Here is a 15,413-nt window from a genome sequence, read left to right on the forward strand (position 1 = left end):
GACTCATAACTTCAAGGACGTAAAAAGAATTGGTCTACTTTTACTTAGCATTACATGTTTTGCTGCCATTGTTCTTGCCAGTCGTTTTTCTCGCTTGTTTGGGCAAAGGCAAGCTGGCAGAGAGGTGGAAGACAACGTGGAAGTTTTCATCCGGTGAAAGCCTCATAGAACAGAAGCTATTTTGGGCTTGCTTAATAATTCCATGCTGTCTTTTTATATCTTTTGGTTTGATCGCTTGGAATGGTTACAGTGTTAGCTTAACAAGCAAGGGGCTTGAAGAGTTTATTAAAATAAGCAAATTTCCATTGGCATTGCTATCAATGGCAATTCCATTCGGTGCGATTGCCGCCAGTTTCCATTCGACTGAACAGACTGCGCGCACCATTAGCAATACTCAGGAAATGCAGAAGTACGAAGAGAGACTGAGAAAGTACAACGAGCAAACAGCAGCCTTAAGCACGCTGAGGCTAGTTCGCGTTGAATTGATAGAAGCTTGGAAAATCTACCACGCAGAGTATGCAGTAGAGTTAAATAAAGTTCCGGATAATGAAGCTTACATTGCGACTTATCCTTTGGGCGAAAATTTGTTTCCGATTTACGAGTCTGCATCTATTCATTTGGCCAGTGCGCCAATTGAAATAGCCGCAGACATTGTGAGAATCCATATGCGGATCAGAGGATTGATAACAACGCTAAACAACAATAATAAGAACTCAGTTATCGCAAGAGGAAGCGCCATACGCCAGGCTGATGAAGAAAAGCGAGATTCGAAGCGAAGGCTATAATAACGAATCAGCGCTTCAAATCCATTGGCAGAGAGTTTTTCAGTGGCGTTGTGCAAAGGAAGCGCACAATCTAGATATGAAAAATGAGGCCAATAGTTTGAAAGCTCTCACACGAGAGCTTAGTGACCTACTTGGGTCCGTAAGTTCAAGAATTGGTGAATATGTTGACGCTAACACGCCAGTTCCTCCTGTATTGCCCGAGGCTAAGTAATCTGACAATCGCGCGCATGGATTACTATTGATTGCTTTATCGTGTCTTGTTCAGATTGTGATGGTTGTCATTTTTTCTAATAGTTCCGTCGATTTGGCAGTGAAACTATTGAAGTGCGAAATGTCTGTTGGACTTGGAACTGGGCCGGGTAAGTGTGTGTGGGTGGCTAATTGACTGTTCATCTGTTGCAACAGATCCAGAACCTCGCAGACTATACGGAATAAATTTACGTCTTCCGATCCAATCCAGTTTTTGGGTGCCAGCATCTTCTGGCTAACCGACGCCACGCTCCGACGCAAGCCCTCAATCCGCTCCTGCATATCGCCGCCCACTGTGGTGTTGAGCGTCTGCCCTACGACCAGGTTCAGATCCCGCCCCGTCGCTTGGTGAAGATCGTCCACCGCTGCAAAGCTCGCCGACCCACCCGACAACAGTTTGACCGCCCCCAGCGCCTCGATCGTCTTCACACCACCCACTGATTCGGTTGAATGGTCGTCGACGGCCAGCGTGTGGTTCTGGAACTGCTCGCGGTTGTCCAGGGCTTCAACCTCACGCTCGATCGCTTGATCCCGGATCTTGCCATCGGTCTGACGTAACCAGTTGCCGTCCACGTCGACGCGCTGCTGTGCCGTGTCGCTGTGCTGCCACACTTGGTCGCCTTTCGGCACCTTCGGCATGCTCAGACCGTGCGGCAGAATCGACTGAATGTAGGGTTTGTTCGGCAGCCCATAAGCGAAGCAAACCACCACGCGCGTGCCTTCCTCCGGAAAGGCATAAAAGCCCATGTCCTCGCCCCCCGTAGGCAGCGGCAACGGAACACCAGCGAGTGTCGGCATGGCCGGATCTGGCTCGTCATCGGCGCCAAGAACTTCAATATCGACGGCATATCGCGGACGGAAGTCATCACAAATCCCAGCAGTCTCCGGCGCATCGGCCACGGCGATGACGCGAGCAAAGCGTGGTAGATGGTAACCTCCCGTTAGTTCAGGAAAACTCCGCTCTACACTTTGCCTTATCAAATTATTCACTCAAACCTCACTTAGGCCCAACTACCATTTTATGCATATACTTAAGCCTTGATAAGTAATCCGTCAGCTCATCGATAGATTTAAAATCACAATACGGCCTTCTACCAAGCAATCTAAGTATCACATCCCTTACATATGCAATAAACTTATTCAACTCCTTTATGGAGACATCGCTTTTACCCGAATGCACAACAGCGGAGCGAATTCCATAAAAATTCTTAATTTCCTGCTCAACCAGTAAGCATGATCCTGAATCATTACCTAAAATTTGCGCGCACGCTTCCGAAAACGTTGCCATCAAAGAAGAGGATATAACACCGGACTTGCTCTTGCTAAAAAGAACCTCAAGCGCGGTCGACGTTTTAATGAAAGCACTCGCTGCATTTTGCTCCGCTAAAGCTTGCCCCAACCACTCTACGCTCTTAAGTATCTTTCGCTCTAAATTATTCGCCGTCTTTTCTTCTAAATTAATAAGGCGATTCATAGCACCACCAGGTGCGCTAAGTAAGTTAGCGCAAAGATTAAATCGATTATTTGTCCCCCGACTTTCGACAGTAAAACCTAAAGATTCGCCTTCACCGATGTACGTGGTATGGGTTCTAAAGCCTTTGTAATCTAGAATCTCCACTTGGTACTGAGATAATCTGCGTCCAATCCAGAAACGTATTATGTTTTCAAATTTGAGAAATTCATAATTCCCTAACTCCTGAGCCTTTTGTCGATCATGACACTTTACAACACACTCTATTAAAATATTATGATTCAAGCTTTCAACCCCCAATGAAAACTCTTCATCATCCAAACCTGCAATTAAATGCTTATGCCTATTCCAGTCGTAGAATTTGAATCGCCCCAACATTAGTGCCTCAGGGCTGTCATTGATGCTCGCGCCGTATATCTCACGTATTACTCGCATTGAACGCAGGGGCAAATTCTTCAGTTCCTCTTTGAATTTGCGACCATCTCCATCGGTGACATCTTTAGACTCTTTGAGAAAGCTATAAACCCGCTTTGAGACCAACTCACTGAGAAACTTTTTGGAAATTCGCTCTCCGATCTCTCCTGTCAACATTCCCTCAAGAGCATCGTCATACTTCAAAAAATTTTCGCTACTCGTAATGCTTATAGCGTCTCGACCAAAAAAATATGTCTTGGGATGAAGAGCTCGGACTTCAGGATTCAAAACGAAACACTTGAACGCATCACAAAAAAAATTTTCCTTCGGTCTATTCATGGCTGGCTCCCGGTAGTAATGGGCGTAGAGTAGACATCGCCAAACAAGTGCGCTAGCTCCACCAAAGCGCCATTTGATCTCCATCTAAGTACACCCTTTGTACACGTTCGCCAGCGTTGATCGTTGCACCTGGTCGCAGGCCAGGAAGGGCCGCGACCATTGCGCTCTGGTTGCCCTGGTAGCCGTCGAACAGCTCCGTGGGGATCTGCAGCGCCGCCCGGGAACCAAAAAAACTGTCGGCCCAGCTGCCGGCGAACACTTCGCCGTTGCCCAGCTGGTGCCAGGTGAAGTCGGGAATACTGAACACGCGGGCCAGGCTGTCCATCGCCTGGTATCCGGCAGCAAGACTGTAGAAGTACGGTGCTTTCACGCCGGCGTAAGGCCGATCGGGAACGCGAAAGCGCAGGCCCGTCTGCTCGCTGATGACAGCCAGCACCGCGCGCAGATCGACGTGACGCAGGTTCAGCGGCAGCGGGTTGGCCAGCACAGCAGCCAGCTCACGGCAAAACAACAGCTGCTCTTTGGCATTGGCGGCGGTGCAACGCTCGACGTAGCCGATGAAGTGGCGCTGCAGCGTGCGGTCGTTGTAGCCGATATCCAGCGTCACCAACCCTTTCAGCGGCTCAGCGGACTGAACGGTGAAGTTCGCCCGCCCTGGACTGGTGGCGTCCAGCCGAACGTCTTCCTTGACCAGGCGAACAGGCGCGCCATTGATCGACAGAACCTTGTGCAGTTTCACGTCTGCTCACTCCCCAGCCATTTGTCGACGCGGCCCAGCACCTTTTCAAAGCCGCTCAGTTCCGGGTTGTCGCTCGAACCTGGGTTACTGCCGCCCTCACCGATCGCGCTGCCCGGGGCGCCCTGGGCATCGACCTTGTTGCCGGCACGCCGACCCTCGACCTTTTCCGGGTTCGATTCGCGCTCGCTGAGGGTGAATTGCACCAGCCAGGCTTTCAGGTTGTCCGCCTCCCGGGCGCTAACGCCTTCGGAGAACTCCACCTGGCGAACACCGAACGCCTCGGCGGTATCGTTCACGACGCGGTACAGATGCAACTCCCCGCCGCTCGCCGTGGCTTCGGCCATGCGCATCAGATCAGTCAACTGCACCCGATCAACGAAGGGGATCATCAGCGACACGGCCAGCGTCTTGGGCTTGAACCCCTTGTGCGCTTTGTCGGTGTTGCTGGTCTGCCCCGACATGTCACCGCTTTCGATGCGAAGATTGCCGGTGACCTTGAGGTTTTTCCCCTGGACTTTTTGCCCGTCGAGTAACAGCGTCATAGGCCCACCAGCTCCTGTACAAAACTCAGACCTTCCTTGGTGCCGACCAGCAGCATTCCCGCGCACTGCACCCACTCATGCCCCGGTGCGTCGCCGCTCAGCAGCTCCTGACGCAGCTCGCTGGAGTTGCCGGGGCCGATCAGACGTGCGCGGATGCTGACATCCGGATTGCCCTCGGCCAGTAGGTTTTTCAGGTCGGCCAGTTGTTGATCTCGGCCCTGTTGCTGGGCGACTTTGCGAGCGGCCAGCGCTGCCAGATCGCCCAGCGGCGAACTGTCGGCGGCGTAGCCCTCCAGCACGGCCAACTGGCCTGCCATGGACTGTTTCGCAGCCTTGACCACCGTGCAGCGCTCCAGCGGCAGGGTCTGCCAGCGCGGGAGTGGGCCGGCGCCGGGGATCTCCCACTTGTCGCTCTCAAGTTTCATCAGGTGCTGGGCGCGCCGCTCCGTGCGCACCAGGTCGGGAATCGGCAGTAATGCGTTGAATCGGGACAGGCCACTGGCCAACTGTTCCAGGCGCGTGCCCAGGAACAGAATCGACAGCGCGTATTGCGGCCCCGCCGGACGCCCGGAGTCGGTCGCGTCTTCCAACTTTCTGGCCAGGTGTTCCAGGACGTTCGGCGCCGACAGGAAACGCTGGTAGCCCGTGCCCTGGCCGATGCCGCTCTGGAATGGCGTCACTACCAGGCACGCCGGCACCTGGCCCAACTGTTCAGCCAGCGCCGCCCGACCGGCTTCAATGGCGCCTTTTGCGGCATCGCCGACCGGCCCCGGGTTGGTGCTGGCCAAACCTTCCAGGCCTGCCACTCGCTGGGCAGTGCTGACCAACTCAACCGTGGCCAGATCCTTGGCGGCGGACAGCCCACCCATCCACTGCGTGGCCTGCTCCGGCCAGCGCATCGTCACCGGTGCCCAAGTCATGCCGGCGGTGTCCAGGTGATGGCTTTCATCGCCTTGAGGTCTTTGTCTTTCAGCGCGCCGGCTACTGCCTGACGCAGCGTCTCGGCCTGTTGCTGCGCCGCCTGGCGAAACCGCACCAGGTCATGACTGACCTTCTGCAGTTGGGCGATTGTGTGCGGTCTGAAAGCCAGCACCTGGTCGGCGTCGTAGCATGGATAAGTGTCGTCCATACCCAGCAACACCTGACCGTTCAGGTTCACCTGGTCATCGATCGCACTGCTGTAGCGGTACACCTCGCCCAAGGAGCTGGAGTTGAATCCGCCGGCGATGTACGCCGCACAGTCGGCGGCGATCGCCTGCAGTTTTTTGTCCCGAAGTGCGGTCAGCACGGCATCGATGTCGTCAACCCATTCGCCGTTCTTCCAGATCTGGTTCGGCCCCGGCTTTTTCATGGTGAAGCCTGCCGGCACCGGTTCGAAGCCTTCCAGAATTCGAGGCTCGCCGGTCGCGGTGTTGTACACCACAACGCCGCCGAAATAGTCCACCAACTGCCAAGCCTTGCCGTTCCACCAGGCCGCTTTATGTTCGGGGATCTGCGGCGGCGGTGTCTCCACACAGCCGCCCGGGATCATGTACACGCCAGGCTCCAGCGGCGATTCATCGGCCCTCACAGCGCCGACCAGGATGCCCAGGTGGTTCGTCTGATAGACAAGTTTTTCAGTCATGCTCGATCTCAATACTTGATGCAGTAGAAAAGGGCCAAGTTCCTGGGCCGGGTTTCAACGCCACCGGCGGCGGCCACTGTCACGCCGTGGGTGTGTGAGCCGCCGGCGCCCACACTGATGTTGTGAGCGTGCAGACCAACAACATCCATTCCGATGGCATGCTGGTGGTGCCCAGCCCATGACGTTTCGTGAGCGCCACCTGATTGCTGTACAGAGTTGAGGCCGCCAGCGCCCTGGCCAATACCTGGCGAACTGGGCGCGGTGTGGGCGTGTCCCCCTTGCGCATCAGTCCAAGCCCGGTGCGCGTGGTTACCCTGAGCGTCAGACCATGCGCCGTGCTGGTGGTCACCGACCGCTGCGGCCGAGGCGGTGTGGGCGTGGGAGTGGATCATCATGTCCTGATAGACACCGAACGCCCGACCCGGGTCGAGGCCGCGCCCGTCGTCCCAGCCGCGAGGGAACAGGCCGCGCATATCAGGCAAGTTGAACGTGGTTGTTCCGTCGCCGGCGCCGTAGTGCGTACCTAACCATCCAAACAGCCGCGGATAGGCCGTGCGCGACACCGCCGCACCGTTGCATTTCAGCCATCCCGGCGGGGCAGCAGTCATTGCAAACGCTGCCACCATGCCGGTCATCGAGTCGTCGACCTGCTTCTGCAGCTTGTTCAACGCGGCCGTGGTGGCAAGGATGTCGCTGCTGTTGGTGGTCGGATCATCGCTCTTGGCGTTGGGCAGGTTGCCCAGATCCACGTCTTCTTTGGTCGTGCCACGGGCGCGCAGCAACGGATAATCACCAGTACGCGACGCGAAATATTTGACCAATGCGCCACCGACCGGCTCAGCGTCCCGCAAATCCACGATGTTGCTGGATGAAATGAAGTCAGCCAACGGCACACAGTAATGACGCACGCCGGCGGCATCGGTGTAGTCCGTCTGATCGCCGAACACCACTTTCCAAGCGGCCACCCGATCGTTCAAGCGACGCTCCAGACATACGTCAAGCCAAACTTTGCCTACCGGAATAACACCGGTGACCGCTTCGGATTTGGCGATCGCCACGCGGATGCCTTCGACATAGGCGGTACCGCCGTTGATCTGGTAGCCGGATTCCACTTTCTCGAAGATCAGCGAGTTGCTGAAAAAGAACGCCCGGCCATACAGGTTGCGGTTGCTCAGTCGCTCACGCTCATCAATACCCGCTAAACGCACGGTGAAGTCATGCTGCCAGGTGCTGGCATCGATCATGACGCCGGTCAGCGCCTGGGCGCCGTCGAACGCCACCAGAAAGTTGCGCGTGACGTTGTTGCCGATCTGCAGCGGCGGGATGTTCTTGCGCTTCTGCTGCAGCGGGACGTAGGAGACGGCAAACAGCAGGCCGTCCGCGTCCTCGAGGCCGACCCAATTGAAGTCCCAGTCGCCGATGTCGGAACCGAGCTGGGCGCTGTAGACAACTTGGTTCGGATTCACAAATCCCCGGTTTTCCTCGGGGATGTCGTAGACCTGGACAATCTGGCCCGCCGGCGGCTTGCCAGCGGCGCGATCCACCGGCGTTTCGGGATCAAGCCCGGGCACGTTGGCGAAGATGAATTTCGTCACAACCAGGGGCTTTTTCTGACTTTGTTTCAGGGCGATCTGGCTTTCGCCGGCCAAAGTGATACTGGCGCTCACGGTGCGCTCCTACAGGCTGGCGACCAGCGTCTGCTGGTCGTCGTTGAAGTCGATCAGGCCGATTTGCAGGCCCACGGGGGTAATGGTCACGAAGTCATAGCGCCGGCAGGTGCGGCCGTACTGCTGGATCAGCACACGCAACAACTCCGGATTGAGGGACAGCTGCGCGTTGCTGAACTTGAGCAGCACCACGTCCCAGTCACGCCCGGGCTGGCGTTCCTCGATCTCGACGTAGCCGACGCCCAGGCGCTCGAAAATGCGCTTCATGCCGGCAGTGCTGCCGGCGTCCACTGAGTTGATGAAGGCGAATTTCACGCGCAGGCGGAAAAGGGCTTCCGGTTCACCGGTGAAGCGCGTCACGTCACGCTGCCAGGCCCACAGTTCCAGAATGGCCAGGTGGCAGGTGTCGGGATCGATCTGCAGGTAAGGCCAGCGCAACCAGCTGGTGACGGTTTCCCACCAGGACTGTGCAGCGGCCAGTAACTTCGACAGCTCGGTGCCGCCGAGCCAGAAAGGCAACTTGAGCTTGGTCATTGCGCCGTCACCTGCAACTGGCCCAGGCGCGGAATGTTCAGCCCGCTGATGATGTCCTGACCGGGCAGAAACCGCAGGGACGCGATGTCCTCGAACTGCTGGTGAATCTCTTCACTGAGCCGGCTGTAGCTGAAACGCGATTGCGGATAGGTCAGCGTCGGCTGGTAGTCCGTCGCGGTGCTTTCGCGAAAAGCAGCCCGCACGAACAGTTCCACCTCTTTCACCAGGGCGGCGATCCGCTCGGCGCCTAAGTTGGGCTTGGGCCACAGCCACAGCGTCACGGTCGCCGGGACTTCGGGCATGACCATGGCCATCAGATCGTCGCCGTGGCCATGGTTGCCCTGGTCGCGGATGTGCGCATTGATCTGCTGCAGGTAGGCGTCCGCCGGCACACCCGCATCGAAAAGGATGTAGGCATTGGCACTGCCCGGGCCACGGGGCGCGCCGTGTTCGAAATACACACCATCCGGCCGCACGCCCGGGAAGGCGGAAATCATGGCGCGATACACCGCGTCGGTGTGCCACTGGTTGACCGCCGAGAACTGGTTACGCACGCGCAGACGCAACTGGTCGTTGGGTTCCGGATCTGCACCTGGGGATTCCAGCCAACCGTCTTTGTTCACCACCTGGACAATGCCAGGGATCGGCACCGGCAGGATCGCGTAGTACCCCGGCGCCAGGTTGAAGCCACTGCCGGCCTCGACTGCCTCCACGGGAACGTCCAACTGCAGCTGGCCCTGCTGGAACGTCGCCGACGCCGTGGTAACCAGTTTGTAGACGTTGCCATTGATCGCGGCAGACTGCACCACGATCCCCTTTTCCAACTCCAGCACGCCGTCCGGAATGGCCCGAGTGAACAGCAGTTTTCCCTGGGCCTTGGTCGCACCCTTGCGCTCGACGTTCACTGCCCAGGCCAGCGTATCCAGCCAGGCGTCAACCGCCGTTTTCACGAAGAAGTTGGGCAGCACGGTCATGCACAGGAAATCCAGCAGCCACAAAAACGGCTTGGTCACCAGCGCGGTCATCACCCGCCAGAACGGCGAATAACTGCTGGTGTTGGCCACTTTCGCGCCCTGGGCTTCAACTTCCTTTTCCCACTCAGCCTTCAACGCCGCCTCAGTGGTCGGGATGCCGGCATCGGCGATCACCTTTTTAAAATCGACGCTCACAGACTTACCTCGATCGATCCGAATTTGATGGTTTTGGCGGTTACCAGGTACACACCTGGCGCCTGCTGAGTGATGCGCGCCGTTCCCGGCACCAGGCGCACATCTTCTTCAACCAGCAGTTCCATCTGCTGGATGCAGTCGCGCTGACGCAGGCGATCACGCTCGGCCACCAGCGTCACCAACAGCCCGCTGTCGCGGATCATGTGGGCGATGTCCTGGGCGATACAGGCACGGTCGTCGACCAGCAGCGGCTGGTGCGACAGATCCAGCGCCATGTCGTTGTCGACGATGAGCAGATCCACGTACTCGCTCATCCGCCTACCGCCATGGCGACCATGTTTTCCATCTCCAGCGGGGTCATCGGCTTACCGGTGTTGATGGTCACGTTCTCCACATGGGTGCCCTTGCTCTGGCTGCTGTTGTTGTTCTGAATGCTGGTCAGCAGGCCACCCGGCGGCACGGCAGACGGACGCGCCGGCGACAGGCTTGGAATGGCCGCATTGATGGTCTGCTGGGCTTTCTGCGCGGCGTTGGCGGTGTCGGCGGCGTTGGTCGCGGCATCGACGCCTGGCACTTCGGGCATGCCGCCAAAACGCGCTTCGATGTTCACGCCCGGGATGCTGTTCAGCAGCTCAATCACGCCGTTAACGGCCTTCGTGAAAATGCCGACGATGCTGTCCCACGCGGCCTTGGCCATGCCCGACCAGCCGCCCATGGAGTTAAACCAGTCGGACAGCTTCTGGAGCTTGTCGGCGATGAACTGGAACGCGGCCGTGTTCATCAGGGCGCTCGTCCACTCCTTCCAGAAGTAGACCGCCGCCACAATGACCGCCACCAGGGCGACGATCCCGACCACGATCCACACCACCGGGTTGGCCAACAGAGCCGCGTTGACCAGCCAGATCGCGCCCTGCCACAGCATCATGGCGCCGCGAATCAGCGCCAGGCCGGCGCTCAGCGTGTAGATCACGGCGACGTAAGCGAGGATGGCCAGCTTCTGCAGGATGAACACCGCGACGGTGCGCAGCCCCATCAGTTGGAAGACTTTCCACACGGTCAGCATCCCCAGCCAGGTCATGCGGGCAATGCCCACCACCATGGTCAGCGCCGACATCGCGGCGACGATGCCCATGATCGTCAGCGCGGTGATGCCGATCACCCGGGTGATGTTCGGGAACAGCTGCGACCAGCGCACCAGCGTTTTGCCGATGTCCACCATCTTGGCCATGAACGGCGACAGCACCGGGATCAACACCTGACCGAACACCACTCGCATGACTTCGACCAGGGACGCCCACTGTTGCCACGGGTCAACCATCGCCCGGGCCATCTGCTCGGCGTTCTCCAACCCGCGCACCTTGCCCAGCTGCTCGATGCCGTTGCGCAGCCGATCGGTATCCTTGGCCAGCGCGCCGATCACCTGGGCGCCTTCGCCGCCGAAGGCCTCCATCAGCTTGGCACCCGCCGACGCGCTGGTGAGGTCGCCGAACTTGCCCTGGAGCTTGTCCAGGATGGTCATCATCGGCAGCAACTTGCCCTGCTGGTCGGTGAACTTCATGCCGAGCTTTTCGGAGGCGGCGCCGATGTTCTCGAAAAACGCTTTATAGCGTCCGCCGGCGTCGCCGCCCTCCATAGTGCTGCTCAGCGTGCCGATCACCGCCATCTGTTCAGCCAGGTCGACGCCGGAAGTCGTGGCGATCGCCCCGGCTTCCTTGAAGGCGTCTTTCATGGCCGCGCCGCTGGTGCGGAACAGCTGCACCGCCAGCGCCGTCTGGCCGCCGAGCTTTTCGACCCACGCGCCCTTCCCCATCGCATCGGCTTGGGACTTCTGCAGGTTGTAGAGCGTGCCGACGTATTCACCCATGGTTTCGGCGTCGGTCTTGGTGGCCTTGGCTAGCAGGTTGCTGGTGTTGGTGAAGGTCGCCAGCTGGTTGCCGGCAAGGCCCTTAATGGCGCCCTCGATCAGGTACGCCGATGCCACAAAGTCCTTGGCGTTCTCGCCGTAGTTCACCGCGAACTCCAGCGATTTGCTGTTGAGCGCCGACAGCGCGTCCTCGGCCACGCCCAGCGATCGGACGTCGCCCAGGGCGCGATTGACTTCCAGCGCCGGCTCCATGGATTCGCGAATGGCGACCACGCCCGCCGTCAGCCCACCGAGGCCCAGGCCGATCGTCTTAATGTGCTTTTCACTTTGATCGGCAAGCTCGGAAAAGCCCATTTTCACCTTGCCCAGGGGCGCGGTGACCTTGTCCTGCAAGCTGAGAATGAAAGCCAGGCTGGCGCTACGGTCTGCCAATGTCGTTACCCGTTCAGCGCAAGGGCGATGCCGCTAGCCACGGCAAATTCCATGCGTCTCCAGTGTTCGTCCTCCAACCACTTGGCCGTCCCCATCGCCTCGGGCGTGGGTTCGGCACCAGGTAGCCAGCGGTTCGTCAGGGCCATCAACTGGCCCAGGCCGTTTTCGCTCAGGCGCTCAGCGTGCTCGAGCGCTTTTTTACGATCACCTCAACGTTGGGCGCGTATTCCTCCAGCAACGCGCCGGCCAGCTGCATCACCATCACCGGGTTGGCCAGCAGCGGTTTCAGCGTGGCCTTTTCCTCTTGCTTGACGGTGGTCATCAACAGGTTGTTGCCCGGGGCGACCTTGTTGGTTTGGGTCAGGGCGTTGAAGTACTTGGTCACGTCCGCCGGGGACAGGTTGAAGGTGAATTCCTGTTCGCCGACTTCCAGGGTGATTTCGGTGTTTTGCTGGCTCATGGGGTATCGCTCTTTTTGAGGTTGGGAAAAGTGGTGACTTGGGGCGCCGGCGATCGCCGGCAAACACCAAGGACGTATTGCTGCAGTCCGACGATCATTTGCCGGCTTTGGGCGAGTTGATCTCGGAGGGTGAAATAATCCTGTCGAGCGTCTGCTGAGAGTTCGGCGCGTCCTGCATCAGCCACGCGGGCGGTGCCGGCGGTGGCGGACACAGATCCGGAGGCGGGACAGGTGGCGCTGACGTACAGCCGGCCAGTGCCATCGCCAACAGCGCGGCGCAGGCGTTCGTTTTCAGTGCGTGCATCGGTCAATTCCTTGGTGTTTCGTTGGTCGATCGCGTCCCGCTCGGCGAGCATTTCGCCGGTGATGCGTGCCGCTTCGCGCAGGCCGCTGGCCTCCCATTTCGCGCTGTCGCGCTCGCGCCTGGCTTCGTCGCGCTGGCCTTCGAGTACGTCGAAACCGATCCAGGCAACCAGGCACAGCACGACCAGGAACAAGGCTTCGCGCAGAATCACAAGCCCTCCGCACACAGCCGGGATTCGGCCAGCCGGCGGTTGTGCAGGCCCGGCACAAAGCGCTTCTGGCCCTTGGCGTCAGTCACAAAGGCCCATACCGGCGTCTTGCCGTCCGGTGCCCATGCCAGGGCTTTGCAGCCCTCGGCAATGCGACCGGCGTTGATAAGCGCGACCGATCGACTGGCGCAGGTGCTGGTCACGCCGAAGTTGTGGCCATGACTGGTGAGGGCGTCGAGCGTGTTCTGGCCCACGTTCGGGTTCGTGATGCACTCGGCCAGATGCAGCTGCGTTTTGCGGATCACCAGCTGCTCCACCTCGGCGCACTTGGCGGGCGACCAGTAGTCGCCGACCACGACCGGGTACGGGCTGGTAAACCGGGTGATGCCTTTGCAAACCGTGGGCAGTCCGCCGGCGAGCTTGTCCGCGTAAACGGTGTTCTGGCCGTTGCCTTCCCAGGTGCCCAGGAAGATCACCAGCGGCGTGCTGGCCAGCGCGATCAAACCGGCGGCTATCCGCCCGCGCAGGCTCATGGGAACCACACGCGCAGCAGTGCCGGCACGACCATCTGCAGCACGGCGCCAACCAGCGTCAGGATGGTCAGCAAGCGGCCAACTTTGGCGCCGATGTCATTCACCGCAACGGTCAGCGTCTGCTGGCCGGCGTTGAGTTCCGACAGCTGGCCCGCCATGTGTTCGAAACCCTGCTCCAGCTTCGTGACACGGGTCGGGACGGTTTCGTGGCGGTCTTCCAGCTCGCCCAGCCGGTGTTCGAAGACAGCGAATTTCTGTTCCAGCGCTCCGAGGCGCAAGGCGTCAGTGGTCATCGGCGTTTACTCTTCTCGACGTCCGTCTGGCACGGGACGCACCGGGTTATGCCGCCGTGCGCCTGGCGCGCCGGCGGGATTGGTTTGTCGCAGTCCTGGCAATGGGTCAGGCTCGGCCCGACCGGCACAGCCTTGCTCAGCTGGGCCTTGATCGCCTGGTCGCGTTGGCGTTGCTCCAGCTCCTGGGCGCGGTCGAACCAGTCCACCATCAGCGCAGCCCCTCGGTTTCAGCAGCGGCCAGGTACGGAACGCCGTTGATGCGGATGAAATCCGGGCTGGTGACGTCGAACGGAACCTTGTATTTGCTCTTCTCGCCGCCCTTGGGATCGATCGACAGCAGGCTGGAGACCTTCACCCGGCAACCGAACGCTTCCACGCGCATTTCTTCATCCTCGCCGGCCTTGGCAAAGAACACCGCATCGAACGGCTTGAGGCCTCGAAAGCTGCCCGCCGATCGCGCCGCGTCGATCAGCAGATTGAAATTGGTGGTATCCAGCTCGAATTCGCCGGCAGCGGCCACGTCACCGTCCACGGTGCCGTCTGGCACGCCCCGGGTTTGGGCCACTGCCGAGTTGTCGGTAATGTCCAGGGTGCAGCTTTCGACGTGCAGCGCGATGTCGCCCAGGTTTACGTCAAAGTTCTTGCCGCCAATCTTTGCCATGGGGCGTTACTCCGTTTTGTCGGTGGAAAGATCCAGGGCGATGTTCGCGGTCAGGTCTTTCGGGCAGTTGAGGGGTTTGAGCTTGAAGTAGGCGACCACCTTGGTTTTGCTCAGCCAGGTCAGCACCAGGTCGCCGTCTTTCGGTGGCTCGATATCGCCAGGGAATACCTGACCCGCGAACGTGATGGACTTCGCCATGGCGCGCAGCGGCGCCATCAACTGGTTGGTGTTGACCGCCATGCTGTTGGGGGTGTTGTTCAAACGACGATCGGCCACGCGACGGATCAGCAGCGCCCGGATCAGGCGAGCGGCCTTGTCGGTGATGCGCAGGTACTCCACGACTTGAAAGTCACTGCCGGGGGTGTCCAGCATGTTGCCGTCGCCCCAGTACACGCCCGGGTAATCCGGATAGGTCTGTGAAACCGAGTAGCGCGCCCGATCCAGTTCACTGCGCACCGCCGAGGTCAACGGGACTTTTTCGCCATCGATCGGAACAGGGCCAAGCCCCAGCACGGCACCGGTGGCCACGCGCATCGGGCTATCAGCGATGCTCACGGATGCGTTGGCCAGGCGACCGGCCAGCACGCCCAGGTCATTGCCGTGCAGCTGCGGTACGACCAACACACGCGGCGCGGCGAGGTTGGCCAACAGCGCTTTGCGCTCGCTGACGTACTGCGCCCAGGTCTGTTCGGCGGTGACGCCAGGCGCGGACGCCATGACGAACACGCGACGCCCGTAGGTGTTGTTCAGCGCGATCGCCGCGTCATGCATGGCAGAAAGTTCGGCAGCAGAGGTTACCGGCTTGGTAATCACCACGGCTTCCACGGAATAGCCCTGCTGCTGGGCCTTTTCCAACGCCTCGTCCCATTTGCCCTCGGCGCCGATCGGAGCCGCAACACATGCCCAGCGCTGGCCACCGTTGAGACGGGCAGCGGTGATTTGGGTTTTCAGGTCGCTAGCCAGAACGCCCAGTTCGGCGTCCAGATCGCTGTCCGTGTTCAGCGGCAGAATCTGGCCGACGTTCTTGCCGGCGGGGCCGATGAAAAGAAAGTAACGCTCAATCTCGCTCACAGGCCCCTGGCCCAGGTTGAGATTGTCGACGGTGACTTGACCGAGTGCCATGCA

The 15,413-nt window shown here is 59.3% G+C and carries 20 protein-coding genes; 1 reads left to right on the forward strand and 19 read right to left on the reverse strand.

Annotated features, from left to right (window positions below; translation table 11 throughout):
* The first annotated feature begins 29 nt into the window (after nt 1–29).
* Nucleotides 30–785 carry a hypothetical protein gene (locus K3819_RS19560; protein WP_221397768.1) on the forward strand — a complete coding sequence of 252 codons (756 nt, stop codon included), beginning with the start codon at nt 30–32 and terminating at the stop codon, nt 783–785.
* Between the two features lie 261 nt (nt 786–1,046).
* Here the strand turns inward: K3819_RS19560 and K3819_RS19565 are convergent, their stop codons facing one another.
* From K3819_RS19565 to K3819_RS19650, 19 genes are read right to left on the reverse strand one after another with little or no spacing between them, the layout of a single operon-like run.
* Nucleotides 1,047–2,024: a hypothetical protein gene (locus tag K3819_RS19565; RefSeq protein ID WP_221397769.1), complete on the reverse strand. Its 978-nt coding sequence runs from the start codon at nt 2,022–2,024 to the stop codon at nt 1,047–1,049.
* A gap of 7 nt (nt 2,025–2,031) precedes the next feature.
* Nucleotides 2,032–3,258 (reverse strand): HEPN domain-containing protein, encoded by a 1,227-nt coding sequence (locus tag K3819_RS19570; protein ID WP_221397770.1) that lies wholly within the window; start codon nt 3,256–3,258, stop codon nt 2,032–2,034.
* A gap of 52 nt (nt 3,259–3,310) precedes the next feature.
* Nucleotides 3,311–3,997, reverse strand: coding sequence for a hypothetical protein (locus K3819_RS19575; RefSeq protein WP_221397771.1), 687 nt, complete (start codon nt 3,995–3,997; stop codon nt 3,311–3,313).
* A complete protein-coding gene (locus K3819_RS19580; RefSeq protein ID WP_221397772.1) occupies nt 3,994–4,539 on the reverse strand; it encodes a DNA-binding protein in 546 nt (181 codons plus the stop codon). The genes K3819_RS19575 and K3819_RS19580 overlap by 4 nt, the downstream gene beginning before the upstream one ends.
* The gene (locus K3819_RS19585; protein WP_221397773.1) at nt 4,536–5,459 is read right to left on the reverse strand and encodes a hypothetical protein; all 924 of its coding nucleotides are present in this window, start codon (nt 5,457–5,459) and stop codon (nt 4,536–4,538) included. The genes K3819_RS19580 and K3819_RS19585 overlap by 4 nt, the downstream gene beginning before the upstream one ends.
* The gene (locus K3819_RS19590) at nt 5,456–6,163 is read right to left on the reverse strand and encodes a hypothetical protein (protein WP_221397774.1); all 708 of its coding nucleotides are present in this window, start codon (nt 6,161–6,163) and stop codon (nt 5,456–5,458) included. Before K3819_RS19590 ends, K3819_RS19585 begins: the two co-directional genes overlap by 4 nt.
* Before the next feature lie 8 nt (nt 6,164–6,171).
* Entirely contained in the window at nt 6,172–7,830 is a 1,659-nt protein-coding gene (locus K3819_RS19595) for a phage tail protein (protein WP_221397775.1), read from the reverse strand.
* Nucleotides 7,831–7,839: 9 nt separating this feature from the next.
* Nucleotides 7,840–8,364 carry a phage tail protein gene (locus tag K3819_RS19600; RefSeq protein WP_085649253.1) on the reverse strand — a complete coding sequence of 175 codons (525 nt, stop codon included), beginning with the start codon at nt 8,362–8,364 and terminating at the stop codon, nt 7,840–7,842.
* Entirely contained in the window at nt 8,361–9,533 is a 1,173-nt protein-coding gene (locus tag K3819_RS19605; protein WP_221397776.1) for a baseplate J/gp47 family protein, read from the reverse strand. The genes K3819_RS19600 and K3819_RS19605 overlap by 4 nt, the downstream gene beginning before the upstream one ends.
* Entirely contained in the window at nt 9,530–9,847 is a 318-nt protein-coding gene (locus K3819_RS19610; RefSeq protein WP_085649255.1) for a DUF2590 family protein, read from the reverse strand. Before K3819_RS19610 ends, K3819_RS19605 begins: the two co-directional genes overlap by 4 nt.
* Nucleotides 9,844–11,829, reverse strand: a complete 1,986-nt coding sequence (locus K3819_RS19615; RefSeq protein WP_221397777.1) for a phage tail tape measure protein — start codon at nt 11,827–11,829, stop codon at nt 9,844–9,846. Before K3819_RS19615 ends, K3819_RS19610 begins: the two co-directional genes overlap by 4 nt.
* A gap of 5 nt (nt 11,830–11,834) precedes the next feature.
* The gene (locus K3819_RS29735; protein ID WP_047293149.1) at nt 11,835–11,975 is read right to left on the reverse strand and encodes a DUF6890 family protein; all 141 of its coding nucleotides are present in this window, start codon (nt 11,973–11,975) and stop codon (nt 11,835–11,837) included.
* Nucleotides 11,976–11,998: 23 nt separating this feature from the next.
* Nucleotides 11,999–12,289, reverse strand: coding sequence for a putative phage tail assembly chaperone (locus K3819_RS19620; protein WP_221397778.1), 291 nt, complete (start codon nt 12,287–12,289; stop codon nt 11,999–12,001).
* Entirely contained in the window at nt 12,286–12,801 is a 516-nt protein-coding gene (locus K3819_RS19625) for a lysis protein (RefSeq protein ID WP_221399720.1), read from the reverse strand. The genes K3819_RS19620 and K3819_RS19625 overlap by 4 nt, the downstream gene beginning before the upstream one ends.
* On the reverse strand, nt 12,801–13,334 hold the full coding sequence (locus K3819_RS19630) for a lysozyme (RefSeq protein WP_221397779.1): 534 nt from the start codon (nt 13,332–13,334) through the stop codon (nt 12,801–12,803). The genes K3819_RS19625 and K3819_RS19630 overlap by 1 nt, the downstream gene beginning before the upstream one ends.
* Nucleotides 13,331–13,627: a hypothetical protein gene (locus K3819_RS19635; protein WP_197869377.1), complete on the reverse strand. Its 297-nt coding sequence runs from the start codon at nt 13,625–13,627 to the stop codon at nt 13,331–13,333. The genes K3819_RS19630 and K3819_RS19635 overlap by 4 nt, the downstream gene beginning before the upstream one ends.
* Nucleotides 13,624–13,836: a TraR/DksA C4-type zinc finger protein gene (locus K3819_RS19640; RefSeq protein ID WP_085649261.1), complete on the reverse strand. Its 213-nt coding sequence runs from the start codon at nt 13,834–13,836 to the stop codon at nt 13,624–13,626. Before K3819_RS19640 ends, K3819_RS19635 begins: the two co-directional genes overlap by 4 nt.
* On the reverse strand, nt 13,836–14,288 hold the full coding sequence (locus K3819_RS19645) for a phage protein (protein ID WP_221397780.1): 453 nt from the start codon (nt 14,286–14,288) through the stop codon (nt 13,836–13,838). The genes K3819_RS19640 and K3819_RS19645 overlap by 1 nt, the downstream gene beginning before the upstream one ends.
* Nucleotides 14,289–14,294: 6 nt before the next feature.
* Complete coding sequence (locus tag K3819_RS19650; RefSeq protein ID WP_221397781.1) at nt 14,295–15,410, reverse strand: DUF2586 domain-containing protein; 1,116 nt, start codon at nt 15,408–15,410, stop codon at nt 14,295–14,297.
* Nucleotides 15,411–15,413 lie beyond the last annotated feature (3 nt).

Source organism: Pseudomonas sp. 3-2, assembly GCF_019710535.1.
Taxonomy (GTDB): domain Bacteria; phylum Pseudomonadota; class Gammaproteobacteria; order Pseudomonadales; family Pseudomonadaceae; genus Aquipseudomonas; species Aquipseudomonas pharyngis.